Origin of the sequence: Burkholderia sp. AU32262, assembly GCF_020419985.1 — a bacterium.
GTDB classification, from domain to species: domain Bacteria; phylum Pseudomonadota; class Gammaproteobacteria; order Burkholderiales; family Burkholderiaceae; genus Burkholderia; species Burkholderia semiarida.
This window is the reverse complement of record NZ_JAIZRS010000019.1, coordinates 80,226-106,141: the sequence shown is the minus strand read 5'-3', so window position 1 is coordinate 106,141 and position 25,916 is coordinate 80,226. Positions and strand designations below refer to the sequence as shown.

The following is a 25,916-nucleotide window of genomic DNA, read 5'->3' as shown; positions in this document are numbered from 1 at the left end:
GGTAAAGGGAACACACCAACGATGGCAAAGATCTTCTGCGTTGCGAACCAGAAGGGGGGCGTCGGCAAGACGACGACATCGGTCAATCTCGCCGCAAGCCTTGCAGCGCAGGAGCAACGCGTCCTGTTGATCGATCTCGACCCGCAGGGCAACGCGACGATGGGCAGCGGGATCGACAAGGCCGCCTGCGAAGCGACCGTGTACGAAGTGCTGGTCGACGGCGTGTCGGTGACCGACGCGCGCGTGCGTCCGGAAGGCGTCACCTATGACGTGCTCCCCGCAAACCGCGAGCTGTCCGGCGCCGAGATCGAACTGATCAGCATCGACAACCGCGAGCGCCGCCTGAAGGCCGCGCTCGAGCGCGTCGCCGACGACTACGATTTCGTCCTGATCGATTGCCCGCCGACGCTGTCGCTGTTGACGCTGAACGGCCTGTGCGCGGCGCATGGCGTCGTGATCCCGATGCAGTGCGAGTACTTCGCACTGGAAGGGTTGTCGGACCTCGTCAACACGATCAAGCAGGTTCACGCGAACATGAACCGCGACCTGAAGATCATCGGCTTGCTGCGCGTGATGTTCGATCCGCGCATCACGCTGCAGCAGCAAGTCTCCGATCAACTGAAAGCGCACTTCGGCGACAAGGTGTTCGACGTGGTGATTCCGCGCAACGTGCGCCTGGCGGAAGCGCCGAGTTACGGGTTGCCGGGCGTCGTATTCGACCGCAGCTCGCGCGGTGCGCAGGCGTATCTCCAATTCGGTGCCGAGATGATCGAGCGCGTGCGCGCGTTCGAGGTGTCGTGATCCGGACATGAGCGAAGCGAGGAAGAAAGACATGAACGCGGTACCAAAGAAGAAGGGCTTGGGACGTGGCCTCGAAGCGCTGCTCGGCGGCAGTGCCGATATCACCGAAGCGGTGAAGATCGAAGGGGCACCGAACACGCTCGCGCTCGGCAAGCTGCAAGCCGGCAAGTACCAGCCGCGCACGCGGATGGACGAGGGCAGCCTGCAGGAGCTGGCGGCAAGCATTCGCGCCCAGGGCGTCATGCAGCCGATCCTGGTACGGCCCATTTCATCAGACAAATACGAGATCATCGCGGGCGAGCGGCGTTTCCGCGCGGCGCGCCTGGCCGGCCTCGACGAAGTGCCGGTGCTCGTGAAGGACGTATCCGATCAGGCTGCCGCGGCGATGGCGCTGATCGAGAACATCCAGCGCGAGGACCTGAATCCGCTTGAAGAAGCGCACGGCATCCAGCGTCTGCTCGACGAGTTCGGTTTCACGCACGAACAGGCGGCCGAATCGGTCGGCCGTTCGCGCAGCGCGGTATCGAACCTGCTGCGCCTGCTGAACCTCGCGTCGCCGGTGCAGACGATGCTGCTGGCCGGCGATCTCGACATGGGGCACGCGCGCGCGCTGCTGGCCGTCGACGCGGCCACGCAGATCACGCTCGCGCATCAGGTGGTCAACAAGCGCATGTCGGTGCGCGAGACCGAGAAGCTCGTCGCGCACACGACGAAGGAAGCACCGGCCGTGAAGGCGCGTGCGAAGGACGATGGCGGCCGCGATACGCGTCGCCTCGAAGAGGAGTTGTCCGACCTGCTCGCGTCGACGGTGAAGATCAAGCTCGGCCGCCGCGGGCGAGGGCAGGTGCTGATCGACTTCGGCAACCTCGACGCGCTCGAGGGCATTCTCGCGCGTCTGCGCGGCAACGTCGCGACCGAAGAGTAACGGGCAACCCATGACGCAAAAGGGTGCACCGGCGCCGCGCCGGTGGCTCGGCTGGCTTGCGCAGGAACCGGTACTGTCGGTGCTTGCGCTTGGCCTGATCGTGCTGCAATGGGTGCGTCCGCAACCATTTTCGGTGCTCGCGGATCGTGTCGACTGGCAGACGGTCGCGACACTCGCTGGCCTGCTGATGCTGACCAAGGCGCTCGAGCTGTCCGGCTGCCTGATGTGGCTCGCGCATCGCATCGTGCACCACGTGCATTCCGAACGCGGGCTCGCGATGCTGCTCGTCGGCTTCGCCGCGGTGCTGTCGATGTGGCTCACCAACGACGTCGCGCTGTTCGTCGTCGTGCCGTTGATGGTATCGCTGCGCGCGCTGACGCCGCTGCCGTTCCGGCGGCTCGTGATCGTCGTCGCGCTGGCCGTCAACGCGGGGTCCGTCGCGACACCGCTCGGCAATCCGCAGAATCTGTTCCTGTGGCAATTGAGCGGCGTGTCGTTCGGCCGTTTCGTGGTCACGCTCGGCCCGCTCGCCCTCGCGCTGATGGCGCTGCTGCTCGCGCTGACCGCATTGATGTTCCGCGCGAAGCCGCTCGACCTGTCCGGCGACGCCGTTGCGCTTCCCGTCCAGCGCATGCACGCGCTGATCGCGGCCGTGCTGTTCGCCGCGTTCGTGCTGCTCGCCGATGCGCATCATCCGCTGCCGGGCCTCGTCGGCGTCGCCGTCGTGCTGCTTGCCGTCAAACGCGACGCAGTCCTGAAGATCGACTGGCTTCTGCTGCTGATCTTCGTGCTGATGTTCGTCGTGTTGCGCAGCGCGGCCGCGCTGCCCGTCGTGCACGACGCGATCGCGCACGCGCAACTCGATTCGCCGCTGCGCGTCTATGCGGCCGGCGCCGTGCTGTCACAGGTGATCAGCAACGTACCGGCCGCGATCCTGCTGTCGGAGTTCACGCACGACTGGCGCGCGCTTGCATTCGGCGTATCGGTCGGCGGCTTCGGCTTCGCGATCGGTTCGCTCGCGAACCTGATCGCGGTGCGTCTCGCGAAGGAGCCGCGCATGTGGCTGCCGTTCCACCTCGTGTCGATTCCGTTCGCGCTGGTGAGCGCGGCGCTCGGCGCGTGGCTGCTCGTGCACGGTTGAACGCGGCGGCGCGGGGAAGCCGTTCGACCGACGGAGCAGGCGCACGGCATTCACGCTGATCAACGGTTGTTGATAAGTGCTGCCATCCACAGTCGAACATCTGTGGCGGCGCGACAACTGACCGGATGAATTGCTGCGCGAACATCCGGTCGAATTTCGCGCACGGCGTGATGGTTGGGCCGCGGCGTTTCGCTTGTTCCCGGGCATCGGGGCGAATCGTTTCCGCCGGCTGCGTTGCAGCGAATTCCCGACGGCAATCGCGCCGCTTCGTCCTGGCCCGTGTCGGGTATCGTTTCCCGCCGTTTCCCCCGTCACCTGACTTTTTCGCGCAAGAAATACCGGTGCGGAAAACCGACCTTACAACTGTCATCGTACGTCGCCGAATCGCTTGTTTTTTCACATCATGAGGCGTCGTTTTATGCAGGTTTTTGTCGCGTCTAAAGCCTTGAATCACTTGCAACTATCGCTTACAATCGCCCGGATTTGTTAGCTAGGCACCCCTGAAAGCTTTCAGAAAGCTTGGGGTCGGGTTCAGGGATTTCAGCGGAAGATTGCGATGGCGGGTCAGGCGCCGGACGACAGGCACGATGATCAGCGCACGCAACGCACCGCTTCCGCGGCCGGCGAGCGGCGTGAACCCGACGATGACTGGGATGTCGAGCAGCAAGATAACAACATCGTTCCGCTGACGCGGGCAGAGGCCGAAAGGCTGTTCGGCCCGAACGTGAGCAAGCCCTCGCGCGTGACTCCCTACAAGGTGGTATTCGCGCAAGTGGTCCTGTCCCTGGTTGCAACGCTGGCGTGGTGGCTGTTTTCGAAGTCGCCGGGCGCCGCTGCGCAATCCGCGTTTCTGGGCGGAGCGATCGGCTGGGTACCCAGTGCGGTATTCGTGGCACGACTGAAGGCAGGTGGCTCGGCCACCGTGATGAGCTGGGTGATGGGCGAAGCCCTGAAACTCGCTCTGACGATCGGGATGTTCACCGCGGTGGCGTTCGGCTGGGCCGGCGTGCACTGGGTGCCGTTCCTCGTCACGTACCTCGTCGTGCTGAAGACGTACTGGATCGCGCTGGCCTGGCGGTAAGGAACAAGCAGCGTGCGGTTTCGACAACGAACCGCACCGGCCCGTTCCCGCAATAGCGTGTTGCGGAACGGGGCAAAACGATTTTCGACAATTTGGGTGGCATTAACGATATGGCAGCTAGCGAAGGCACGCGCGGTCCGGATCCGTCCGAGTACATTGCGCACCACTTGCAGAATTTCTCCACCTCGCATCAGACGTCGATTTTCGATATCCACGTCTGGAATCTCGACACGCTGTTCTGGTCGATCGTATGCGGCATCGTGACGATCGTCCTGCTGCGTCTGGCCGCCCGCAAGGCGACCTCGGGCGTGCCGGGCCGCTTCCAGTGCGCGATCGAGATGCTCGTCGAAATGGTCGAGGATCAATCGAAGGCCATCGTCCACGGCAATCGCACCTTCATCGCGCCGCTCGCCCTCACGGTGTTCGTGTGGGTCGCGCTGATGAACTCCCTCGACTTCCTCCCGGTCGACCTGCCGGGCCGCGTGATCGGCCTGCTCGGTCTGTCGGACGTGATTTCCCACCATCGCATCGTCCCGACGGCCGACCTGAACGGCACGCTCGGCATCGCGCTCGGCGTGTTCGTCCTGATGATCTACTACAGCATCAAGATCAAGGGCGCGGGCGGCTTTGTGCATGAGCTGCTGTCGGCCCCGTTCGGCGCCCACCCGCTGCTGTGGATCCCTAACCTCGCGCTCAACATCGTCGAATATCTCGCAAAGACCGTCTCCCTCGGTATGCGGCTGTTCGGCAACATGTACGCGGGTGAGCTGTTGTTCCTGTTGATCGCCCTGCTCGGCAGCATGTGGAGCTTCGGTGGCGACGCAACGTTCCTCGGCTTCGTTGGTCACGTGATCGCGGGTAGCGTCTGGGCAATCTTCCACATCCTGATTGTTCTGTTGCAGGCATTCATTTTCATGATGCTGACGCTGGTGTATCTCGGCCAGGCGCACGACAAGCACTAAGCGCGGCGTGCAACAAAGAGTCTTCGTTTTAGTTTTTTAAATCTCAGTTCCAAGTCTTTTCACAAAGGAGTGATCATGCAAGCTTACATCGCCAACATCCAGGGTCTGACCGCCATCGGTATCGGCATCATCATCGGCCTGGGTGCAATCGGCGCCTGTATCGGTATCGCGCTGATGGGTGGCAAGTACATCGAAGCCTGCGCACGTCAGCCGGAACTCATCAACCCGCTGCAAACGAAGATGTTCCTGCTGGCTGGTCTGATCGACGCTGCATTCCTGATCGGCGTGGGTGTCGCAATGCTGTTCGCGTTCGCGAACCCGCTCCTGTCGAAGCTCGCAGGCTAAGGTTCCTCGGAAATATGCGTCCGGCGTGAGCCGGCGCAGGGCGGAACGGAGACTTGGGGCGCTGATCGAATGCAACTCGATGAGCGCCTTACCGTTTCATTTTTCCGGAATAGCAGATAAGGAAACACCGTGAATCTCAACGCAACTCTGTTTGCGCAAATGGTCGTGTTCCTGGTCCTCGCGTGGTTCACGATGAAATTCGTGTGGCCGCCGTTGATCAACGCCCTCGACGAACGTTCGAAGAAGATCGCCGACGGCCTCGCCGCCGCGGAGAAGGGCAAGGCGGAACTCGACGCAGCGCACAAGCGCGTGGACCAGGAACTCGCGCAGGCCCGCAACGACGGCCAGCAGCGCATCGCCGACGCTGAGAAGCGTGCGCAGGCGGTCGCCGAGGAAATCAAGGCCAACGCCCAGGCTGAAGCCGCCCGCATCGTCGCCCAGGCGAAGGCGGAAGCAGAACAGCAAATCGTGAAGGCGCGCGAAGCGCTGCGTGGCGAAGTCGCCGCGCTGGCCGTGAAGGGCGCCGAGCAGATCCTGAAGCGCGAAGTCGATCAAACGGCCCACGCCCAACTGCTGAATCAACTGAAAGCCGAGCTCTGATCATGGCCGAACTTGCAACCATCGCCCGCCCTTACGCAGAAGCGCTGTTCCGCGTGGCCGAGGGCGGTGACATCGCCGCCTGGTCCACGCTCGTGCAAGAGCTGGCCCAGGTTGCGCGTCTGCCGGAAGTGCTGTCGGTCGCGTCGAGCCCGAAGGTGACGCGCACGCAAGTAGCCGAGCTGCTGCTTGCTGCGGTGAAGTCGCCGCTCGCGGCCGGCGCCGAAGCGAAGAACTTCGTGCAGATGCTGGTCGACAATCATCGCATCGCGCTGCTGCCGGAAATTGCCGAGCAGTTCGAGGCGCTCAAGAACGAACGTGAAGGCGCAGCCGACGCCGAGATCGTGAGCGCGTTCCCGCTGAACGGCGCGGATCTCGACAGTCTCGTCTCGGGCCTCGAACGCAAGTTCAAGCGCAAGCTGAAACCGACGGTCGAAGTCGATTCGTCGCTGATCGGCGGCGTGCGCGTGACGGTCGGCGACGAAGTGCTCGACACCTCGGTTCGCGCGCGCCTCGCATCGATGCAGGCTGCCTTGACCGCCTGAGCGCCACGCCGGCACGCAACAGAATTGACTATCAGGAGCGAATAATGCAACTCAATCCCTCTGAGATCAGCGAGCTGATCAAGAGCCGGATCCAGGGCCTTGAAGCGAGCGCAGACGTTCGCAACCAGGGCACCGTGATCTCCGTGACCGACGGTATCGTGCGTATCCACGGCCTGTCGGACGTGATGCAGGGCGAAATGCTCGAGTTTCCGGGCAACACGTTCGGTCTCGCGCTGAACCTCGAGCGCGACTCGGTCGGCGCGGTGATTCTCGGCGAATACGAACACATCTCGGAAGGCGACATCGTCAAGACGACGGGCCGCATTCTCGAAGTCCCGGTCGGCCCGGAACTCGTCGGCCGCGTGGTCGACGCGCTCGGCAACCCGATCGACGGCAAGGGCCCGGTCAACGCGAAGCTGACCGACGCGATCGAAAAGATCGCCCCGGGCGTGATCTGGCGCAAGTCGGTGTCGCAGCCGGTGCAGACGGGCATCAAGTCGATCGACGCGATGGTGCCGATCGGCCGTGGCCAGCGTGAGCTGATCATCGGCGACCGTCAGTGCGGCAAGACCGCGGTGGCGCTCGACGCGATCATCAACCAGAAGGGCAAGGACCTGATCTGTATCTACGTCGCGATCGGCCAGAAGGCTTCGTCGATCATGAACGTGGTGCGCAAGCTCGAGGAAACGGGCGCGCTGGAATACACGATCGTCGTCGCCGCTTCGGCGTCGGATTCGGCTGCGATGCAGTACCTGGCACCGTACGCCGGCTGCACGATGGGCGAATACTTCCGCGACCGCGGTCAAGACGCGCTGATCATCTATGACGACTTGACCAAGCAGGCCTGGGCATACCGCCAGATCTCGCTGCTGCTGCGCCGCCCGCCGGGCCGTGAAGCGTACCCGGGCGACGTGTTCTATCTGCACTCGCGTCTGCTCGAGCGTGCGGCTCGCGTATCGGAAGAGTACGTCGAGAAGTTCACGAACGGCGAAGTGAAGGGCAAGAGCGGCTCGCTGACGGCACTGCCGGTCATCGAAACGCAGGCAGGCGACGTGACCGCGTTCGTTCCGACGAACGTGATCTCGATTACCGACGGCCAGATCTTCCTGGAAACCGACCTGTTCAACGCAGGCATCCGCCCGGCAATCAACGCCGGCGTGTCGGTGTCGCGCGTCGGCGGCGCCGCTCAGACGAAGGTCGTGAAGAAGCTGTCGGGCGGTATCCGTACCGACCTCGCGCAGTACCGTGAACTGGCTGCATTCGCGCAGTTCGCATCGGACCTCGACGAAGCGACCCGCAAGCAGCTCGAGCGCGGCCGCCGCGTGACGGAACTGCTGAAGCAGCCGCAGTACCAGCCGCTGCAGGTCTGGGAACTGGCCGTGTCGCTGTACGCCGCGAACAACGGCTACCTCGACGATCTCGACGTCAAGCAAGTGCTGTCGTTCGAGAAGGGCCTGCGCGACAACCTGAAGACCAGCCACGCTGACCTCATCAAGCGTATCGAAGACACCAAGGATCTCTCGAAGGACGACGAAGGCGCGCTGCGCGCGGCGATCGAAGCCTTCAAGAAGTCCGGTGCCTATTGATCCGCGAGTGACACACCGACGCCGCGCGGGTGCTGATGCGCCCGCGCCGCTTCGGTGAGCGATGCATGAGCCCCGAGTAAAGCGCTAAAGCGCTAACTCGGGGCGCAAAGGAGCAAGCTATGGCTGGAATGAAGGAAATTCGCGGCAAGATCAAGAGCGTGCAGAACACGCGCAAGATCACGAAGGCGATGGAGATGGTGGCTGCATCGAAGATGCGTCGCGCGCAGGAACGCATGCGCGCCGCTCGTCCGTATGCGGACAAGGTCCGTGCCATCGCCGCGCACATGAGCCGTGCGAACCCGGAGTACCGCCACCCGTTCATGGTGGCGAACGACGGCGCGCAGACGGCCGGCATCATCCTCGTCACGACGGACAAGGGTCTGTGCGGTGGTCTGAACACCAACGTGCTGCGTGCGACGGTGCAGAAGTTCAAGGAGCTGGAAGAGAAGGGCCAGAAGGTCGAAGCCACCGCGATCGGCGGCAAGGGCCTCGGGTTCCTGAACCGCTTCGGCGCGAAGGTGATGTCGCAGGTCGTGCACCTCGGCGACACCCCGCACCTGGACAAGCTGATCGGCGCCGTGAAGACGCAGCTCGATCTGTACTCGGAAGGCAAGCTGTCGGCGGTTTATATCGCTTACACGCGCTTCGTCAACACGATGAAGCAGGAAGCCGTGATCGAGCAGCTGCTGCCGCTGTCGTCGGAACACTTCGAAGCCGATGACGGTACGCCGGCGACGTCGTGGGATTACATCTACGAGCCGGACGCGCAGGCAGTCGTCGACGAACTGCTCGTGCGTTACGTCGAGGCGCTGGTGTACCAGGCCGTCGCGGAAAACATGGCGTCCGAGCAATCGGCGCGCATGGTCGCGATGAAGGCCGCGTCCGACAACGCGAAGACGGTGATCAGCGAACTGCAGCTCGTATACAACAAGAGCCGTCAGGCCGCGATCACGAAAGAACTGTCGGAGATCGTCGGCGGCGCAGCCGCTGTTTAAGCGCGCGCCCGGGACGACAACTGCGCCTTTGCGCGAGTAAAGAATCAGGTATTTAAAGGAAAAGCGATGAGTACTGCTGCTTTGGTAGAAGGCAAGATCGTACAGTGCATCGGCGCCGTTATCGACGTGGAATTCCCGCGCGACAGCATGCCGAAGATCTACGACGCGCTCATTCTCGATGGCTCGGAACTGACGCTCGAAGTCCAGCAGCAGCTGGGTGACGGCGTGGTCCGTACCATTTGTCTGGGTGCATCCGACGGCCTGCGCCGCGGCCTGACCGTGAAGAACACGGCGAAGCCGATCTCGGTGCCGGTCGGCAAGCCGACCCTCGGTCGTATCATGGACGTGCTCGGCCGTCCGATCGACGAAGCCGGCCCGATCGAAAGCGAAACGACGCGTTCGATCCACCAGAAGGCACCGGCGTTCGACGAACTGTCGCCGTCGACCGAACTGCTCGAAACGGGTATCAAGGTCATCGACCTGATCTGCCCGTTCGCGAAGGGCGGCAAGGTTGGCCTGTTCGGTGGTGCAGGCGTGGGCAAGACCGTCAACATGATGGAGCTCATCAACAACATCGCGAAGGAACACGGCGGTTACTCCGTGTTCGCGGGCGTGGGCGAGCGTACCCGTGAAGGGAACGACTTCTACCACGAAATGAAGGACTCGAACGTTCTCGACAAGGTCGCGCTGGTGTACGGCCAGATGAACGAGCCGCCGGGCAACCGTCTGCGCGTCGCGCTGACCGGCCTGACGATGGCCGAGCACTTCCGTGACGAAGGCCTCGACGTGCTGTTCTTCGTCGACAACATCTACCGTTTCACGCTGGCCGGTACCGAAGTGTCGGCACTGCTCGGCCGTATGCCGTCGGCAGTGGGCTATCAGCCGACGCTGGCTGAAGAAATGGGCAAGCTGCAAGAGCGCATCACGTCGACCAAGAAGGGCTCGATTACGTCGGTTCAGGCCGTGTACGTCCCTGCGGACGACTTGACCGACCCGTCGCCGGCCACGACCTTCGGCCACCTGGACGCAACCGTCGTTCTGTCGCGTGACATCGCTTCGCTGGGTATCTACCCGGCGGTCGACCCGCTCGACTCGACGTCGCGCCAGATCGACCCGAACGTGATCGGTGAAGAGCACTACTCGATCACCCGTCGCGTTCAGCAGACGCTGCAGCGCTACAAGGAACTGCGCGACATCATCGCGATTCTGGGCATGGACGAACTGTCGCCGGAAGACAAGCTGTCGGTCGCGCGCGCGCGTAAGATCCAGCGTTTCCTGTCGCAGCCGTTCCACGTCGCTGAAGTGTTCACGGGCTCGCCGGGCAAGTACGTGCCGCTGAAGGAAACGATCCGCGGCTTCAAGATGATCGTCGACGGCGAGTGCGACCACCTGCCGGAACAGGCGTTCTACATGGTCGGCACGATCGACGAAGCCTTCGAAAAGGCCAAGAAGATCTCGTAAGGGTTCGAGTGAGTCGCACGGCGCGTGCTAGTCGGGATTAACAGTCGGACTGATAATCCCGGCCGGTCGCGCCGACCGCAATACGCTCAATCCGCCGTGCATGGGATCGGCGCAGGCGCGCAAGTGCCCGCTCCGATCGACAGGAGTCGATATGGCAACCATCAAAGTAGACGTCGTCAGCGCGGAAGAGCAGATCTTCTCGGGCGAGGCGAAATTCGTCGCGCTGCCGGGCGAAACGGGTGAGCTGGGTATTCTGCCGGGTCACACGCCGCTGATCACCCGGATTCGTCCGGGTGCGGTGCGCATCGAAGTCGAGGGCGGCAACGACGAATTCGTGTTCGTCGCGGGCGGCATTCTCGAAGTGCAGCCGGGCGCCGTGACGGTGCTCGCCGATACCGCGATTCGCGGCAAGGACCTCGACGCGGCGAAAGCCGAGGAAGCGCGCAAGCGTGCCGAGGAAACGCTGCAGAACGCGAAGTCGGATCTCGACCTCGCGAAAGCGCAATCCGAGCTCGCGACCGCGATGGCGCAGCTCGAGGCGATCCAGCGTCTGGCGAAGATTCGCAGCCGGCACTGAGCCGCGCCGCGTATCCCGCGAAAGAAAGCAGCCTTCGGGCTGCTTTTTTTTCGCCCGCGTTCCGTCCGCGCTTCGTCCGCGCTTCGTCCGCATTTCGTCGGAGTTTTGCGGGTCCGATCATTCCGTCCGGTCGTGCTATTTCACCCGCCCGTCGCGATTCGATGTCAGAGTATCGTCAGCGGAGCGCGGCATCATCCGCGGTGAGGCCCGCCGTCGCGATCGTTGCGGCGAAGGCGCGCGCAGCAGGCGCGCGCGGGCCGATCAGACAAGAACGGACGGAGACATCGATGGCAGCAGACCTTGGCAAGGGGGCGCTGATCGCGCCCGAGAACGGCTTGTCGTACGTGCGCGGCGCGACCGACGTGCCGCTATCCGACGCGACGATCGGCCGGTTCCTGCTCGACACGGCTGGCCGCTTTCCCGACCGTCCGGCCGTCGTGTTCCGCGAGCAGCAGGTGCGCTGGACCTGGCGCGCGTTCGCGAGCGAGGTCGACGTGCTGGCAGCGGGGCTCGCCGCGCTCGGGATCGTGAAGGGCGACTGCGTCGGCATCTGGTCGCCGAACCGCAGCGAATGGCTGCTCACGCAGTTCGCGACCGCGCGGATCGGCGCGGTGCTCGTCAACATCAACCCGGCCTACCGGCTGTCGGAACTCGAATACGCGCTGAACAAGGTCGGCTGCAAGGCCGTGATCGCGGCCGAGCGCTTCAAGCGCTCCGCGTACGTCGAGATGCTGCAGACCCTCGCGCCGGAGCTCGCGACCGCGACGCCGGGCGACCTGCACGCGGCGCGCGTGCCGAGCCTGCGCACGATCGTGTCGATGGGCGACGTGGCGCCGGCCGGCATGTTCCGCTTCGCGGACGTGATGGCGCGCGGCCGCCAGGCCGTCGATCCCGCGCTGCTCGACGCGCTCGGCGCAACGCTCTCGGCCAGCGATCCGATCAACATCCAGTTCACGAGCGGCACGACCGGCAGCCCGAAGGGCGCGACGCTCACGCACCGCAACGTCGTCAACAATGCGCGCTCGATCGCGATGGCGATGCGCTTCACCGAACAGGATTCGCTCTGCATCCCCGTGCCGCTCTATCACTGCTTCGGGATGGTGCTGGCCGTGCTCGCCTGCGTGTCGACGGGCGCCGCGATGGTATTCCCCGGCGAGGCGTTCGACCCGGTCGCGACGCTCGCGGCGGTGGCCGAGGAACGCTGCACCGCGCTGCACGGCGTGCCGACGATGTTCATCGCGGAGCTCGACCATCCGGAATTCGCCAGATTCGACCTGTCGACGCTGCGCACCGGGATCATGGCCGGCTCGCCGTGCCCGATCGAGACGATGAAGCGCGTCGTGTCGCAGATGCATTTGTCGGAGATCACGATCGCGTACGGAATGACGGAGACGAGCCCGGTGTCGTTCCAGAGCTCGACCGACGATCCGCTCGAAAAGCGCACGACGACGGTCGGCCGCATTCAGCCGCATCTCGAAGTAAAGATCGTCGATGCGGCCGGCGACATCGTGCCGGTCGGCGCGACGGGCGAGCTGTGCACGAAGGGCTATTCGGTGATGCTCGGCTACTGGGACGACGACGCGAAGACGCGCGAGGTGCTGGTCGACGGGTGGATGCATACGGGCGACCTCGCGACGCTCGACGAGGACGGCTATTGCAACATCGTCGGCCGCCTGAAGGACATGGTGATTCGCGGTGGCGAGAACGTCTATCCACGCGAGATCGAGGAATTCCTGTTTCGACATCCGAAGATTCAGAGCGCGCAGGTATTCGGCGTGCCCGATGCGAAGTACGGCGAGGAGCTGTGCGCGTGGATCGTGCTGCGCCCCGACGAGCAGATGACCGAGGACGACGTGCGTGCCTTCTGCCAAGGCCAGATCGCGCACTACAAGATTCCGCGCTATATCCGCTTCGTCGACGAACTGCCGATGACGGTGACGGGCAAGGTGCAGAAATTCGTGATGCGCGAGCGGATGATCGAGGAGCTGAAGCTCGACGTGCAGAAGACGGCTTGAGGGGGGACGGTGCGCGAAAAACGTGGCGGCCTGCAGGTCGCTACGTTTTCGATGGACGAAAAAAAGCGGGCTTATTAGCCCGCTAAAAACCACACGCTACGGGGTTAGCGCGAGGAGACCAAAGATGAAACCGGATCCGGCGGGGGCCGGAAACGACTCCAACAGGGATGCCCCTCGGAAGGGCTTCGGTACGTGACCGACTGGCTCGCAGCGCTTCGCGTCCGCTCACACTTGGCACACGAGACCGCATCCGTGTTGAAACCGTTGAGGCCCATTGTGGGCGAATTAACGACCCCTCGCGGTAACAAAGTGTTTCAGGTTGTAACGCCCGCCAGATAAGGCTTTCCGGGAGTTTTTGCTGTTTTCGGGCTCCTGAAAAAGGTCATTTTTACCCATATTTTCCGCCGCGTTTTCGAGGTATGCGCGCGATGCGTTTTTCACGCGTATCGGGCGCGATGAATTGCCGATTTTCACGCGAGAAAGTGCACGGCACGATCGATACCGCGCATGACGATTCATTCGTCAGAAAGATTTTGAAACGTGATCGGGACGCGTGGAAGTCGGCCATTCGGCCAATTTGGCGGGTCGCGCGCCGCGCATGGGCGCGGCGGCGCGACGCGAAGGTGTAACGGCGACGCATGCCGGCGGCCGACGCAGGCGGGATTTCCGCACTTGGCGGCCGCAGCGGGCGGTGCCCGTCATCGGCCGCCGGTTGCACGCGCGCTTACTTCAGCCACTTGTCCGACAGCGCCTGATATTCACCGGTGGACAGCGCGAGATGCAGCCACTGGTCGACGTATTGCTGGAACACGACGTCGCCGCGCGGCACCATGTACGCCTTCTCGCCGAACTGGAACGGCTTGTCCGGATGCACCGAGCAGAGGCCCGGATTCAGCTTTTGCTGCAGCAGCGTCTCCGACGCATCCGTCACCATCACGTCGGCCTTGCCCGCGAGGATCTGCTTGAAGATCGTCACGTTGTCCGGATAGACGGTCAGGTTCGCGTGCGTGAAGAACTGCTTCGCGAAGCGCTCGTTGGTGCCGCCCGGATTCACGATTACGCGCGTCTCGGGCCGGTCGATCTGCGCGACGCTCTGGTACTTGTCGGCATCCGCGCAGCGCACGATCGGCGTCTTGCCGTCGACCACGTACGGCTGCGTGAAGAACACGCGCTTCTGGCGCTCGAGCGTGGTCGACACGCCGCCCACCGCGATGTCGCACTTCGCGACGAAGTCTTGGGTGAGGTTCGGCCAGCTCGTCTTCACGTAATCGGCCTTCACGCCGAGCGATTTCGCGAGCGATTCGGCCATGTCGATGTCGATGCCCTCGAAGCGGCCGTCCGCGCGGTAGTACGAATACGGCTTGTAGTCGCCCGTCGTACACACGCGCAGCGTGCCGCGCGCCAGCACCTCGTCGAGCCGCGAGCCGGTGCCCGGCGCGCTCGTGGCGGCGCCGGCGGCAGTTTGCGCGTGTGCGGCGGTGCAGCACAGCAACGCGGCCGCGGCCAGCGTGGCGAATGTCTTCATCGGTCTCCTCCTTCGTTCGGTTCGATATGAGCGTCCGATCATAACGGAGCTGTCGCGCGCGTCATATGGCCGCCATTGCATCGGCCTGCGCGGTCCGACCGCGGCTGTCCGGTAAAATGCCGCTTTGCCTTCGCATCGTCGCTCCTACCGTGGCCCATAACCTGCTCAACGACACCTTCCTGCGTGCGCTTCTGCGCGAGCCGACCGACTACACGCCGATCTGGCTGATGCGCCAGGCCGGCCGCTACCTGCCTGAATACAACGCGACGCGCGCGCGTGCCGGCAGCTTTCTCGGGCTGGCCAAAAACCCCGACTACGCGACCGAGGTGACGCTGCAGCCGCTCGAGCGCTTCCCGCTCGACGCCGCGATCCTGTTCTCGGACATCCTGACGATTCCCGACGCGATGGGCCTCGGCCTCGACTTCCAGGCCGGCGAAGGACCGAAGTTCGCGCATCCGGTGCGCACCGAGGCCGACGTCGCGAAGCTCGCGGTGCCGGACATCGACGAGACGCTCGGCTACGTGACGGGCGCCGTGCGCGAGATCCGCCGCGCGCTCACCGACGGCCAGGGCCTCCAGCGCGTGCCGCTGATCGGCTTCTCGGGCAGCCCGTGGACGCTCGCGTGCTACATGGTCGAAGGCGGCGGCTCGGACGATTTCCGCACGGTGAAGTCGATGGCGTATTCGCGCCCCGACCTGATGCACCGAATCCTCGACGTGAACGCGCAGGCGGTGGCCGCGTACCTGAATGCGCAGATCGAAGCGGGCGCGCAGGCCGTGATGATCTTCGATACGTGGGGCGGCGCGCTGGCCGACGGCGCGTACCAGCGCTTCTCGCTCGACTATATCCGCCGCGTGGTGTCGCAGCTCAAGCGCGAGCACGATGGCGAGCGCGTGCCGGTGATTACGTTCACGAAGGGCGGCGGGTTGTGGCTCGAGGAGATCGCGGCGACCGGCGTCGACGCGGTCGGGCTCGACTGGACGGTCAACCTCGGTGCCGCGCGCGAGCGCGTCGCGGGGCGCGTGGCGCTGCAGGGCAACCTCGACCCGACGATCCTGTTCGCGCCACCGGCCGCGGTGCGCGAACAGGCGCGCGCGGTGCTCGACAGCTACGGCAACCATCCGGGCCACGTGTTCAACCTGGGGCACGGCATCTCGCAATTCACGTCGCCCGATCACGTCGCCGAACTCGTCGACGAAGTGCATACCCACAGCCGCGCGATCCGTAGCCGAGCGGCGGGCTGAACGCAAGCGCCGCCATGCTGCGTTGCGGGATGGCGGTGTTTCGTTTTTGAAACTAAACAGGACGCAACCCCGCTCCCGTTGCCGATTCGATGCTTGTCAAGACTTGACTTATACACATTTTCCACGTTGCAGCGCGGTAGAGCCCCGTATCGGTCAATTTGTCTCGCTATGGTTGGGTAATTTGAATAGCAGCCTTATGGAATAAGGCTTCGCGGGACACGGCCGGAAGCGGCGGAAAACAGCGAAAAGCACGGCCCTGCGCGCGTTGCGGCTGTTGAGCGGCGAGTTCTCAACAAAGTTATCCACAGGCTGGGCAGGGTATACGGCGATTCCTAATGCGAATCCAAAACTTAGCGCCGAATCTGAAGTTTTACTTTAAGTTCGCCGTCGCGATGCGGGCGCGGGTGCACGTCGTCCGTCCCCTGCGTGTCGCCGCCGCGGGAGCGTGTCGATGAGCGGCACCTACCTGCGCGTGGCGCTCGACCATCCGCTCGCTACCCTCTTCGACTACCGCTGCGACGTGCAGCCCGCGCCCGTGCCCGGCACGCTGGTGCAGGTGCCGTTCGGCAAGCGGCAGGCCGTCGGGCTCGTCTGCGAAGTCACCACTCACACCGATGTGCCGCCATCGCGGCTGCGCGCGGTCGATGCGATCTGTGCCGACCTGCCGCCGCTGTCGGCGGACTGGCTCGCGCTCGTGTCGTTCGCCGCCGACTACTATCAGCGCGGGCGTGGCGAGGTCGCGTTGCCGGCGCTGCCGCAGGCGCTGCGCGACGCCGGGCGCTGGGGGCGGCTGCTCGCGCCGGAAGTGCGCTACCGGCCGACCGAAGCCGGCCGCGCGGCGCTGCCCGATGCGTTGCCCGCGCGCGGCGCCGCGCTGCGCCGGCTCGCGCAGGCGCTGGTCGACACCGGCTCGCTGACGCTGCCCGACGCGCGCGCGCTGCATCCGAAGGCGGCCGCGACGCTCGACGACTGGGCGGCGCGCGGCTGGGTCGACGTCGAGGAGATCGGCTGGGCCGATGCGCCTGTGGTCAACCCTGTGGATAACCTGTCGACAAGCAGTGGACGGGCTGTGCCGCCGGCGTTGACGGACCAGCAGGCCGAGGCGCTCGACGCGATCCGCGCGGCGCAGGGCTTCGCGCCGTTCCTGCTGCACGGCGTGACGGGCAGCGGCAAGACCGAGGTCTACCTGCACGCGCTCGCGTCGCTGCTCGACGCGCGGCCGGACGCGCAGGCGCTCGTGCTCGTGCCCGAAATCAACCTGACGCCGCAATTCGAGGCCGCGTTTCGCGCGCGCTTCGCGGGCGCGCTCGCCGACGACGCGATCGTCACGCTGCACAGCGGGCTTGCCGAAGGCGAGCGCGCGCGCAACTGGCTCGCCGCGCACACGGGCCGCGCGCGGATCGTGCTCGGCACGCGCCTCGCGGTGCTCGCGTCGATGCCGACGCTCGCGCTGATCGTCGTCGACGAGGAACACGAGCCCGCGTACAAGCAGCAGGAAGGGCTGCGCTATTCGGCGCGCGACCTGGCCGTGTGGCGCGCGAAGCACCTCGGCATCACCGTCGTGCTCGGCTCGGCCACGCCGTCGCTCGAAAGCTGGTGGCAGGCCGAGCAGGGGCGCTACACGCGGCTCACGCTGTCGCGCCGCGCGGTGGCCGACGCCACGCTGCCGACCGTGCGGCTGATCGATCTCGAAGAGGAGCGGCGGCGCGGGCGCGCGTCGATGGGCGGGCTGTCGGGGCCGCTCGTCGCGGCGCTGAAGGCGCGGCTCGAACGCGGCGAACAGAGCCTCGTGTTCCTGAACCGGCGCGGTTACGCGCCGCAGCTCGCGTGCGACGCATGCGGCTGGGTGGCCGGCTGCCCGCGCTGCAGCGCGTACGTCGTGCTGCACAAGCCCGAGCACGCGCTGCGCTGCCATCACTGCGGCTGGGAAGCGCGCATTCCGCGGTCGTGCCCCGAGTGCGGGAACGTCGACATCGCGCCGCTCGGGCGCGGCACGCAGCGCATCGAGGAGACGCTCGCCGAAGCCGTGCCGGGCGCGCGGATCCTGCGGATCGACGCGGACAGCACGCGCCGCAAGGGCAGCGCGCAGGCGCTCTTTTCCGACGTGCACGCGGGCGAGGTCGACATCCTGGTCGGCACGCAGATGATCGCGAAGGGGCACGACTTCCAGCGCGTGTCGCTCGTCGGCGTGCTCAACGCCGATACCGCGCTGTTCTCGCACGACTTCCGCGCGAGCGAGCGGCTGTTCGCGCAGCTGATGCAGGTGAGCGGCCGCGCGGGGCGCGCCGGGCTGCCGGGCGAAGTGATGGTGCAGACGCGCTACCCGCGTCACGCGCTGTACCACGCGCTCGGGCGGCAGGACTACGTCGGCTTCGCGAATTCGACGCTCGGCGAGCGCCGCGACGCGCATCTGCCGCCGTTCGTCTACCAGGCGCTGCTGCGCGCCGAAGGGCGCACGCTCGATGCGGTGCTCGCGTTCCTGCTGCAGGCCGCGGCTGCGTTGCCGGGGCTGCCGGGCGCGGATCGCGTGACCGTGTACGACGCGGTGCCGATGACGATCGTGAAGGTCGCGAACGTCCATCGCGCGCAGCTGCTGCTCGAAAGTGCGTCGCGGGCGGCGCTGCAGCATGCGCTGCGCGCCTGGCAGCCGGAACTGCGCGCGCTGAAGGGCGTGCTGCGGTGGAGCGTCGAGGTCGATCCGCTGGATATCTGAGCGACGCGCCGCGCGACCATCGCGCGACGCGGTGTCCGATACCCCAAGCGTGGGCCGCGCGGCGCCGCCCCGAACGTCTCCAGCGCGTTCCCAACGCGTGCCCAACGCGTGCCCAACGCGGGCGCCGCGGCACGTCACCTCATCCAGTGCAACCTGCTTTCGGCCGCTTTCGCGCATGCCGAAGGTTGCACACGGGTGCCGAACCGGCCCGATCAGGGAAAATACCGATCCCCGGACCACGGGCAACCCCTAGGTTGCAACCGCATAAGTGGCTGATTATATTGACTAACTTATGGGTGCAACCCATCTCTTTATTTGGTTGCACCTTTTTATTGCGTGCCGTAGGATTTCGCGCATCCTCTTACACCACACTGCCGGGCTCGCACCGGCGCACGAACCCACCATGGCAAGCACGACTCTCGGCGTCAAGGTCGACGACCTTCTTCGCTCGCGCCTCAAGGACGCCGCCGCGCGTCTCGAGCGCACTCCCCACTGGCTGATCAAGCAGGCGATCTTCGCGTATCTGGAGCGGATCGAGCACGGCCAGTTGCCGCCCGAGCTGTCGGGCCACAGCGGCGTGACGGAGCTCGCCGACGGTCAGTCCGCGGACGGCGACGACGACAACTCGCCGCATCCGTTCCTCGAGTTCGCGCAGAACGTGCAGCCGCAATCGGTGCTGCGCGCGGCGATCACGGCCGCGTACCGCCGCCCGGAACCGGAGTGCGTGCCGTTCCTGCTCGGCCAGGCGCGCTTGCCCGCGAACCTGCAGGCGGACGTGCAGACGCTCGCGACGAAGCTGGTCGAGGCGCTGCGCGAGAAAAGCTCGGGCGGCGGCGTCGAAGGGCTGATCCACGAGTTCTCGCTGTCGAGCCAGGAAGGCGTCGCGCTGATGTGCCTCGCCGAAGCGCTGCTGCGCATTCCCGATCGCGCGACGCGCGACGCGCTGATCCGCGACAAGATCAGCAAGGGCGACTGGCGCTCGCACGTCGGCCACGCGCCGTCGCTGTTCGTGAACGCGGCCACCTGGGGGCTGATGATCACCGGCAAGCTCGTGACGACCAACAGCGAAGCGGGGCTGTCGTCGGCGCTCACGCGCCTGATCGGCCGCGGCGGCGAGCCGCTGATCCGCAAGGGCGTCGACATGGCGATGCGCCTGATGGGCGAGCAGTTCGTCACCGGCGAGACGATTTCCGAAGCGCTCGCGAACAGCCGCAAGTACGAAGCGCGCGGCTTCCGCTACTCGTACGACATGCTCGGCGAAGCGGCGACGACCGAAGAGGACGCGCAGCGCTACTACGCGTCGTACGAACAGGCGATCCACGCGATCGGCAAGGCGGCCGGCGGCCGCGGCATCTACGAAGGCCCGGGCATCTCGATCAAGCTGTCGGCGCTGCACGCGCGCTACTCGCGCTCGCAGCAGGACCGCACGATGAGCGAGCTGCTGCCGCGCGTGCGCGCGCTCGCGCTGCTCGCGCGCCGCTACGACATCGGCCTGAACATCGACGCGGAAGAAGCCGACCGGCTCGAACTGTCGCTCGACCTGCTCGAGGCGCTGTGCTTCGATCCGGAGCTCGCGGGCTGGAACGGCATCGGCTTCGTCGTGCAGGGCTACCAGAAGCGCTGCCCGTTCGTGATCGACTACCTGATCGATCTCGCGCGCCGCAGCCGCCACCGCCTGATGATCCGCCTCGTGAAGGGCGCGTACTGGGATACCGAAATCAAGCGCGCGCAGGTCGACGGCCTCGAAGGCTATCCGGTCTATACGCGCAAGATCTACACCGACGTGTCGTACCTCGCGTGCGCGAAGAAGCTGCTCGCGGCGCCCGACGCGGTCTACCCGCAGTTCGCGACGCACAACGCGTACACGCTGGCCGCGATCTATCACCTGGCCGGCCAGAACTACTACCCGGGCCAGTACGAATTCCAGTGCCTGCACGGGATGGGCGAGCCGCTGTACGAGGAAGTCACGGGCCGCGACAAGCTGAACCGCCCGTGCCGCGTGTACGCGCCGGTCGGCACGCACGAGACGCTGCTCGCGTACCTGGTGCGCCGCCTGCTGGAAAACGGCGCGAACACGTCGTTCGTGAACCGCATCGCCGATAAAACGGTGTCGGTGAAGGAACTGGTCGCCGACCCGGTCGATGAAGCGTCGAAGGTCGTGCCGCTCGGCGCGCCGCACGCGAAGATCCCGCTGCCGCGCAACCTGTACGGCGACGAGCGTCCCAATTCGATGGGCCTCGACCTGTCGAACGAACACCGTCTCGCGTCGCTGTCGTCCGCGCTGCTCGCGAGCGCGCATCATCCGTGGCGCGCGGCGCCGATGCTCGCCGACGACGCGCTCGCCGACGCACCGGCGCGCGACGTGCGCAACCCGGCCGACCAGCGCGACGTGGTCGGCACGGTCAGCGAAGCGACGGCCGAACACGTGAGCGCGGCGCTCGCGCACGCGGTGGCCGCCGCGCCGATCTGGCAGGCGACGCCGGTCGATGCGCGCGCCGATTGCCTGGTGCGCGCGGCCGACCTGCTCGAAGCGCAGATGCACACGCTGATGGGCCTGATCGTGCGCGAAGCCGGCAAGTCGTTGCCGAACGCGATCGCCGAGATCCGCGAAGCGGTCGACTTCCTGCGCTACTACGCGGCGCAGATCCGCGGCGAATTCTCGAACGACACGCACCGTCCGCTCGGCCCCGTGGTCTGCATCAGCCCGTGGAACTTCCCGCTCGCGATCTTCATGGGCCAGGTGGCCGCGGCGCTCGCCGCCGGCAACACGGTGCTCGCGAAGCCGGCCGAACAGACGCCGCTGATCGCCGCGCAGGCCGTGCGGCTGCTGCGCGAGGCCGGCGTGCCGGCCGGCGCGGTGCAACTGCTGCCGGGCACCGGCGAGACCGTCGGCGCGGCGCTGGTCGCCGATCCGCGCACGCGGGCGGTGATGTTCACGGGCTCGACCGAAGTCGCGCGCCTGATCAACAAGACGCTCGCCGCGCGCCTCGACCCGGACGGCAAGCCGATTCCGCTGATCGCGGAGACGGGCGGCCAGAACGCGATGATCGTAGACTCGTCGGCGCTCGCGGAGCAGGTCGTCGCGGACGTGATGCAGTCGTCGTTCGACTCGGCCGGTCAACGGTGTTCGGCGCTGCGTGTTCTGTGTCTGCAGGACGACGTCGCGGACCGCACGCTGACGATGCTCAAGGGCGCGATGCACGAGCTGTCGCTCGGCAACCCCGACCGCCTGTCGACCGACGTCGGCCCGGTGATCGACGCCGAAGCGAAGCAGACGATCGACGCGCACGTCGCGGCGATGAAGGACAAGGGCCATGCGGTCACGCAACTGCCGATGCCCGACGCGTGCGCGCACGGCACCTTCGTGCCGCCGACGCTGATCGAGATCGGCAGCATCGACGAGCTCAAGCGTGAAGTGTTCGGCCCCGTGCTGCACGTGGTGCGCTACCGCCGCAGCCAGCTCGACAAGTTGCTCGAGCAGATCCGCGCGACGGGCTACGGGCTGACGCTCGGCATCCACACGCGGATCGACGAGACGATCGCGCACGTGATCTCGAATGCGCACGTGGGCAACATCTACGTGAACCGCAACGTGATCGGCGCGGTGGTCGGCGTGCAGCCGTTCGGCGGCGAAGGGCTGTCGGGCACGGGCCCGAAGGCCGGCGGCGCGCTGTACCTGCAGCGCCTGCTCGCGACGCGTCCGTCGGGCCTGCCGCGCTCGCTCGCGCAGTCGCTGGTGGCGGACGGCGCGACCGAAAGCGATGCGCGCGGCAACCCGGCGGCGGCGCTCGCGACGCTGCGCGACTGGCTGATCGAGCAGCGCGAGCCGGCGCTGGCCGCACGCTGCGACGGCTACCTCGCACAGGTTCCGGCCGGCGCGACCGCCGTGCTGAGCGGGCCGACGGGCGAGCGAAACACGTATACACTCGGCCCGCGCGGCACGGTGCTGTGTGTCGCGGCGACGCCGGGCGGCGCGCGTGCGCAGTTCGCGGCGGTGCTGGCGACGGGCAACCGCGCGCTGTTCGCCGGCGCGGCGGGCGAGGCGCTGGCGGCCGCGCTGCCGGCGTCGCTGAAGGCGCACGCGGCCGTGCGCAAGCAGGCCGACGCGCCGTTCGACGCGGTGCTGTTCGAGGGCGACAGCGACGAGCTGCAGACGCTCGTGAAGGACGTCGCGCAGCGGCCGGGCCCGATCGTGTCGGTGCAGGGCGTGTCGGCGGGCGCGTTCGAGAACGGCGATGCGGAAGACTACGCGCTCGAACGGCTCCTGACGGAGCGCTCGGTGAGCGTGAATACGGCCGCGGCGGGCGGCAATGCGAATTTGATGACGATCGGCTGATCATCCTTGCCGTTCGGATCAAACAAAGGAAGCGGCAAGGCGATCCCGAAGCTGCTTCATTTACCCTGGTACCAAGGAGATGCTATGCAACACACGATGAAAAAGGTGGCAGGCGCGACGTTCGTCGCGGTCATGTCGCTGGCGGGGACGGCCCATGCGGATGACGTGAAGATCGGTTACGCAGGGCCGATGACGGGCGCGCAGGCGCACTACGGCAAGGATATGCAGAACGGGATCGTGCTCGCGCTGGAAGACTTCAACGCGACGAACCCGAAGATCGGCGGCAAGCCGGTGAAGTTCGTGCTGAGCACGCAGGACGACCAGGCTGACCCGCGCACGGGCACGACGGTCGCGCAGAAGCTCGTCGACGACGGCATCAAGGGCATGCTCGGCCACTTCAACTCGGGCACGACGATTCCCGCCTCGCGCATCTACGCGAACGCGGGCATTCCGGAAATCGCGATGGCGACGGCGCCGGAATACACGCAGCAAGGCTACAAGACGACCTTCCGCATGATGACGTCCGACACGCAGCAGGGCTCGGTGGCCGGCGCGTTCGCATCGAAGGATCTCGGCATGAAGAAGATCGCGATCGTCGACGACCGCACGGCCTACGGCCAGGGTCTCGCCGACCAGTTCGAGAAGGCCGCGAAAGCCGGCGGCGCGACGATCGTCGACCGTGAATTCACGAACGACAAGGCTGTCGACTTCAAGGCGATTCTGACGAAGCTGAAGGCGGCGAAGCCGGACCTCGTCTACTACGGCGGTGCGGATTCGCAGGCAGCGCCGATGGTCAAGCAGATGAAGGCGCTCGGCATCACCGCCCCGCTGATGAGCGGCGAAATGGTGAAGACGCCGACGTTCCTGAAGATCGCGGGCAACGCGGCCGAAGGCACGATCGCCTCGCTGGCCGGGCTGCCGCTGGAAGAAATGCCGGGCGGCAAGGCTTACGCCGACAAGTACAAGAAGCGTTTCGGCGAAGACGTGCAGACGTACTCGCCGTACGCGTACGACGGCGCGATGGCGATGCTGAACGCGATGAAGAAGGCCGATTCGACCGATCCGGCGAAGTACCTGCCGGTGCTCGCGAAGACCGACATGGCCGGCGTCACGTCGACGCACGTCGCGTACGACGCGAAGGGCGACCTGAAGAACGGCGGCATCACGATGTACAAGGTCGAGAAGGGCGACTGGAAGCCGCTGAAGAGCATCGGCGGGAAGTAAGCAGCTCGATGTGATGTGATGTGACGCGCGGGCGGCGGCGCGATGCGTCGTTCCGCGATTCATGCGAAAAAGCCACCGGGCCGTTGGGTCCGGTGGCTTTTTCTTTGGTGGCCCACGGCCGGCAGGGCATAGGGATCTTGCAGGCCGCGGTGCAGCAGGATCGCCGCATGCGTACGTCCATACCGCGTCGCCGTGATCGGCGGCATTGTGACGCTACTTGCCGTCGCAGCACTTGTTAGGGCAATCGGGCAGGAAGGAAATTTCCACACGCCGCCCATTGTCCACGTCGCGCTGCGAATAGACGCTGGTACTCTTGTTGATGGTCCCGCGCAAAAAACCGAGTTGCTCCAACAGCGCATACGCGGTTTGCAATCTCGATTGCGCAAGGGCCAGTGCTGCCGGTTCACTTTCCTCGGCATGGCCGCTGATCAGTGTCGTTTCCTTGGTTAGGTGATTTGCATAATTGAGTTTTTGATCGGCTACCCATTTTGCAATGCGAACGATCTCCGAGTTCGATATGTACGAGCTGTCTCTCGAAAAATAGATGTCGAAGTTCTCGCTGGCGATGCATGCGAATGCCGGATTGGAGGTGAGAAGGCTTAGACAGACAATAAACTTAAGCATTGTAAATGACGTACCCTGCAATGCTGTCGGCATTGTTGATTGCTCGATTCGGATTTTCGGCTCCAAACGTCAGACACTCCTCCATGAAATATCTGTGATCCTTGGTTCCCATTGTGTCGTCGAAATGACTAACCTCGTGAATCAGAGTGGAAACTACGGAATCTTTTTCCCATGAGAAATCTCGCATTGTACAAAAGTCGAGATGTATTGAAATCGTATGAGTTGCGGTATCCGGCGAACACACTGAGGCCGCGACTCCTGATTTGTTCGGATTTGGAACGCATCCAATATGTTTGAATCGCTCGCTATCCCATCGCGTGAAATTGTATCCTGTGAGTGTCTTTAGTACGCGGACGATTGCGTTCAGGCCTATTAATAGTGTTGCGCGGGTACCTTCGTCAGTTCTACCGAACCACTGTAATACGCGTGCCTTGTCAGCGTTGGACCAACGTTGCAAATCCTTGATTCTTTTTTCGACGAGAGAAACGGCCCGATCGCGTTTACTCAATACCATTTCCCGAAATTCCTTGTTTGTCATGTTGTGACATATTTTTTCGGTATTGATCGTTACTTCCACCATCGACCCAGGATTGGTATTGGTGACTGCACCTGAGTGCACGAGGAACCATTCTCCGCCGTCATTCATATCAAAATTCTTCATTGCCTCAATGTTCCGTCGTATAGATTTTCAGAGTTGCCGAGGCATCGGTGGCGATTCGATGTGTTTGCCCGGCCGCGTCCGTGGTGCCCGTGAAAATCTGCCCGGTGTCGGTAACGATTCGGTAGCGGATGCTCGCGAGCGGGCGGCGGTAGCCATCGAGCAAGGTGAATTGCTCGTCGTGTACGACAGCCGACCGAGCAAATGACCGCTTGGTTGCATCCGGTTGGCGCCCAGTCAGCGTCGCTGCCTCTCCCGCAGTAAAAGTCATCCGCATGCCGCGCTCAGCGTAGAAGACCGGCGGTGGGTTGCATCCGCAGACATTGATATCGCCGCTCAATGCCCACTGTTTGCCGTTTGGGCCGGTACCGGGCCGACGCGGCCCTTGCGGTGCGATGTACCCTTCACGCTTGCAGGCCGAACAGTAGGTCTTCATATCGAGCGTGGCGATATGAACCCTCGGCGGCGGATTGGAACAAGTCACGGTGTCGAGGCCTTCGACAATCACCGCCTCCCCGGCGCGGTCGCCTTTAGCAAGAAAGTAGCGGATCATCGGCGCTA

Annotated in this window: 22 protein-coding genes; 17 read left to right on the top strand and 5 right to left on the bottom strand. The window is 65.0% G+C overall.

Going from position 1 to position 25,916, the window contains the following annotated elements; all coding sequences use genetic code 11:
* Positions 1-21: 21 nt before the first annotated feature.
* The 13 genes from LGN10_RS22645 (at position 22) to LGN10_RS22585 (ending at position 13,031) form a co-directional block, all read left to right on the top strand.
* On the top strand, positions 22-801 hold the full coding sequence (locus tag LGN10_RS22645) for a ParA family protein (RefSeq protein WP_059580499.1): 780 nt from the start codon (positions 22-24) through the stop codon (positions 799-801).
* Between the two features lie 31 nt (positions 802-832).
* Positions 833-1,726, top strand: a complete 894-nt coding sequence (locus LGN10_RS22640; protein WP_006482728.1) for a ParB/RepB/Spo0J family partition protein — start codon at positions 833-835, stop codon at positions 1,724-1,726.
* Between the two features lie 10 nt (positions 1,727-1,736).
* Positions 1,737-2,867 (top strand): SLC13 family permease, encoded by a 1,131-nt coding sequence (locus LGN10_RS22635; RefSeq protein ID WP_226225088.1) that lies wholly within the window; start codon positions 1,737-1,739, stop codon positions 2,865-2,867.
* Positions 2,868-3,423: 556 nt separating this feature from the next.
* Positions 3,424-3,948, top strand: a complete 525-nt coding sequence (locus LGN10_RS22630; protein ID WP_059580504.1) for an ATP synthase subunit I — start codon at positions 3,424-3,426, stop codon at positions 3,946-3,948.
* A 110-nt stretch (positions 3,949-4,058) separates the two neighbouring features.
* Positions 4,059-4,910, top strand: coding sequence for a F0F1 ATP synthase subunit A (gene atpB, locus LGN10_RS22625; protein WP_012492242.1), 852 nt, complete (start codon positions 4,059-4,061; stop codon positions 4,908-4,910).
* Positions 4,911-4,985: 75 nt separating this feature from the next.
* On the top strand, positions 4,986-5,255 hold the full coding sequence (gene atpE / locus LGN10_RS22620) for a F0F1 ATP synthase subunit C (protein WP_006482730.1): 270 nt from the start codon (positions 4,986-4,988) through the stop codon (positions 5,253-5,255).
* Between the two features lie 129 nt (positions 5,256-5,384).
* Positions 5,385-5,855 (top strand): F0F1 ATP synthase subunit B, encoded by a 471-nt coding sequence (locus LGN10_RS22615; protein WP_006477283.1) that lies wholly within the window; start codon positions 5,385-5,387, stop codon positions 5,853-5,855.
* Positions 5,856-5,857: 2 nt separating this feature from the next.
* The gene (locus tag LGN10_RS22610) at positions 5,858-6,397 is read left to right on the top strand and encodes a F0F1 ATP synthase subunit delta (protein ID WP_034188172.1); all 540 of its coding nucleotides are present in this window, start codon (positions 5,858-5,860) and stop codon (positions 6,395-6,397) included.
* Positions 6,398-6,441: 44 nt separating this feature from the next.
* Complete coding sequence (gene atpA / locus LGN10_RS22605; RefSeq protein ID WP_124658505.1) at positions 6,442-7,983, top strand: F0F1 ATP synthase subunit alpha; 1,542 nt, start codon at positions 6,442-6,444, stop codon at positions 7,981-7,983.
* Positions 7,984-8,102: 119 nt separating this feature from the next.
* Positions 8,103-8,978, top strand: a complete 876-nt coding sequence (gene atpG / locus LGN10_RS22600; protein WP_034209645.1) for a F0F1 ATP synthase subunit gamma — start codon at positions 8,103-8,105, stop codon at positions 8,976-8,978.
* 66 nt (positions 8,979-9,044) lie between these two features.
* Positions 9,045-10,439, top strand: a complete 1,395-nt coding sequence (gene atpD, locus LGN10_RS22595) for a F0F1 ATP synthase subunit beta (RefSeq protein ID WP_011350527.1) — start codon at positions 9,045-9,047, stop codon at positions 10,437-10,439.
* A 151-nt stretch (positions 10,440-10,590) separates the two neighbouring features.
* A complete protein-coding gene (locus LGN10_RS22590; RefSeq protein ID WP_006477288.1) occupies positions 10,591-11,016 on the top strand; it encodes a F0F1 ATP synthase subunit epsilon in 426 nt (141 codons plus the stop codon).
* A 287-nt stretch (positions 11,017-11,303) separates the two neighbouring features.
* Positions 11,304-13,031 carry an AMP-binding protein gene (locus tag LGN10_RS22585; protein WP_226225087.1) on the top strand — a complete coding sequence of 576 codons (1,728 nt, stop codon included), beginning with the start codon at positions 11,304-11,306 and terminating at the stop codon, positions 13,029-13,031.
* Positions 13,032-13,419: 388 nt separating this feature from the next.
* On the opposite strand, the gene LGN10_RS22580 is transcribed toward LGN10_RS22585, so the two are convergent.
* On the bottom strand, positions 13,420-13,749 hold the full coding sequence (locus LGN10_RS22580; protein WP_226225086.1) for a hypothetical protein: 330 nt from the start codon (positions 13,747-13,749) through the stop codon (positions 13,420-13,422).
* 6 nt (positions 13,750-13,755) lie between these two features.
* Complete coding sequence (locus LGN10_RS22575) at positions 13,756-14,556, bottom strand: transporter substrate-binding domain-containing protein (RefSeq protein ID WP_059580514.1); 801 nt, start codon at positions 14,554-14,556, stop codon at positions 13,756-13,758.
* Positions 14,557-14,705: 149 nt separating this feature from the next.
* Between LGN10_RS22575 and hemE the strand changes: the two genes are divergently transcribed.
* The 4 genes from hemE to LGN10_RS22555 all read left to right on the top strand — a co-directional run bounded on the left by hemE (position 14,706) and on the right by LGN10_RS22555 (position 24,073).
* Complete coding sequence (gene hemE, locus LGN10_RS22570) at positions 14,706-15,800, top strand: uroporphyrinogen decarboxylase (protein WP_302107369.1); 1,095 nt, start codon at positions 14,706-14,708, stop codon at positions 15,798-15,800.
* 451 nt (positions 15,801-16,251) lie between these two features.
* Positions 16,252-18,513 carry a primosomal protein N' gene (locus LGN10_RS22565; protein WP_226225084.1) on the top strand — a complete coding sequence of 754 codons (2,262 nt, stop codon included), beginning with the start codon at positions 16,252-16,254 and terminating at the stop codon, positions 18,511-18,513.
* A gap of 403 nt (positions 18,514-18,916) precedes the next feature.
* Positions 18,917-22,849, top strand: coding sequence for a trifunctional transcriptional regulator/proline dehydrogenase/L-glutamate gamma-semialdehyde dehydrogenase (gene putA / locus LGN10_RS22560; RefSeq protein ID WP_060310235.1), 3,933 nt, complete (start codon positions 18,917-18,919; stop codon positions 22,847-22,849).
* 84 nt (positions 22,850-22,933) lie between these two features.
* Positions 22,934-24,073, top strand: a complete 1,140-nt coding sequence (locus tag LGN10_RS22555; RefSeq protein WP_089464428.1) for a branched-chain amino acid ABC transporter substrate-binding protein — start codon at positions 22,934-22,936, stop codon at positions 24,071-24,073.
* Between the two features lie 213 nt (positions 24,074-24,286).
* On the opposite strand, the gene LGN10_RS22550 is transcribed toward LGN10_RS22555, so the two are convergent.
* Genes LGN10_RS22550 through LGN10_RS22540 form a run of 3 tightly spaced genes read right to left on the bottom strand, consistent with a single transcriptional unit; the run spans position 24,287 to position 25,908 of the window.
* The gene (locus LGN10_RS22550) at positions 24,287-24,697 is read right to left on the bottom strand and encodes a hypothetical protein (RefSeq protein ID WP_089464429.1); all 411 of its coding nucleotides are present in this window, start codon (positions 24,695-24,697) and stop codon (positions 24,287-24,289) included.
* Positions 24,690-25,358: a M35 family metallo-endopeptidase gene (locus tag LGN10_RS22545; RefSeq protein WP_226225083.1), complete on the bottom strand. Its 669-nt coding sequence runs from the start codon at positions 25,356-25,358 to the stop codon at positions 24,690-24,692. The genes LGN10_RS22550 and LGN10_RS22545 overlap by 8 nt, the downstream gene beginning before the upstream one ends.
* A 4-nt stretch (positions 25,359-25,362) precedes the next feature.
* Positions 25,363-25,908: a hypothetical protein gene (locus tag LGN10_RS22540; RefSeq protein WP_089464431.1), complete on the bottom strand. Its 546-nt coding sequence runs from the start codon at positions 25,906-25,908 to the stop codon at positions 25,363-25,365.
* Positions 25,909-25,916: the final 8 nt, after the last annotated feature.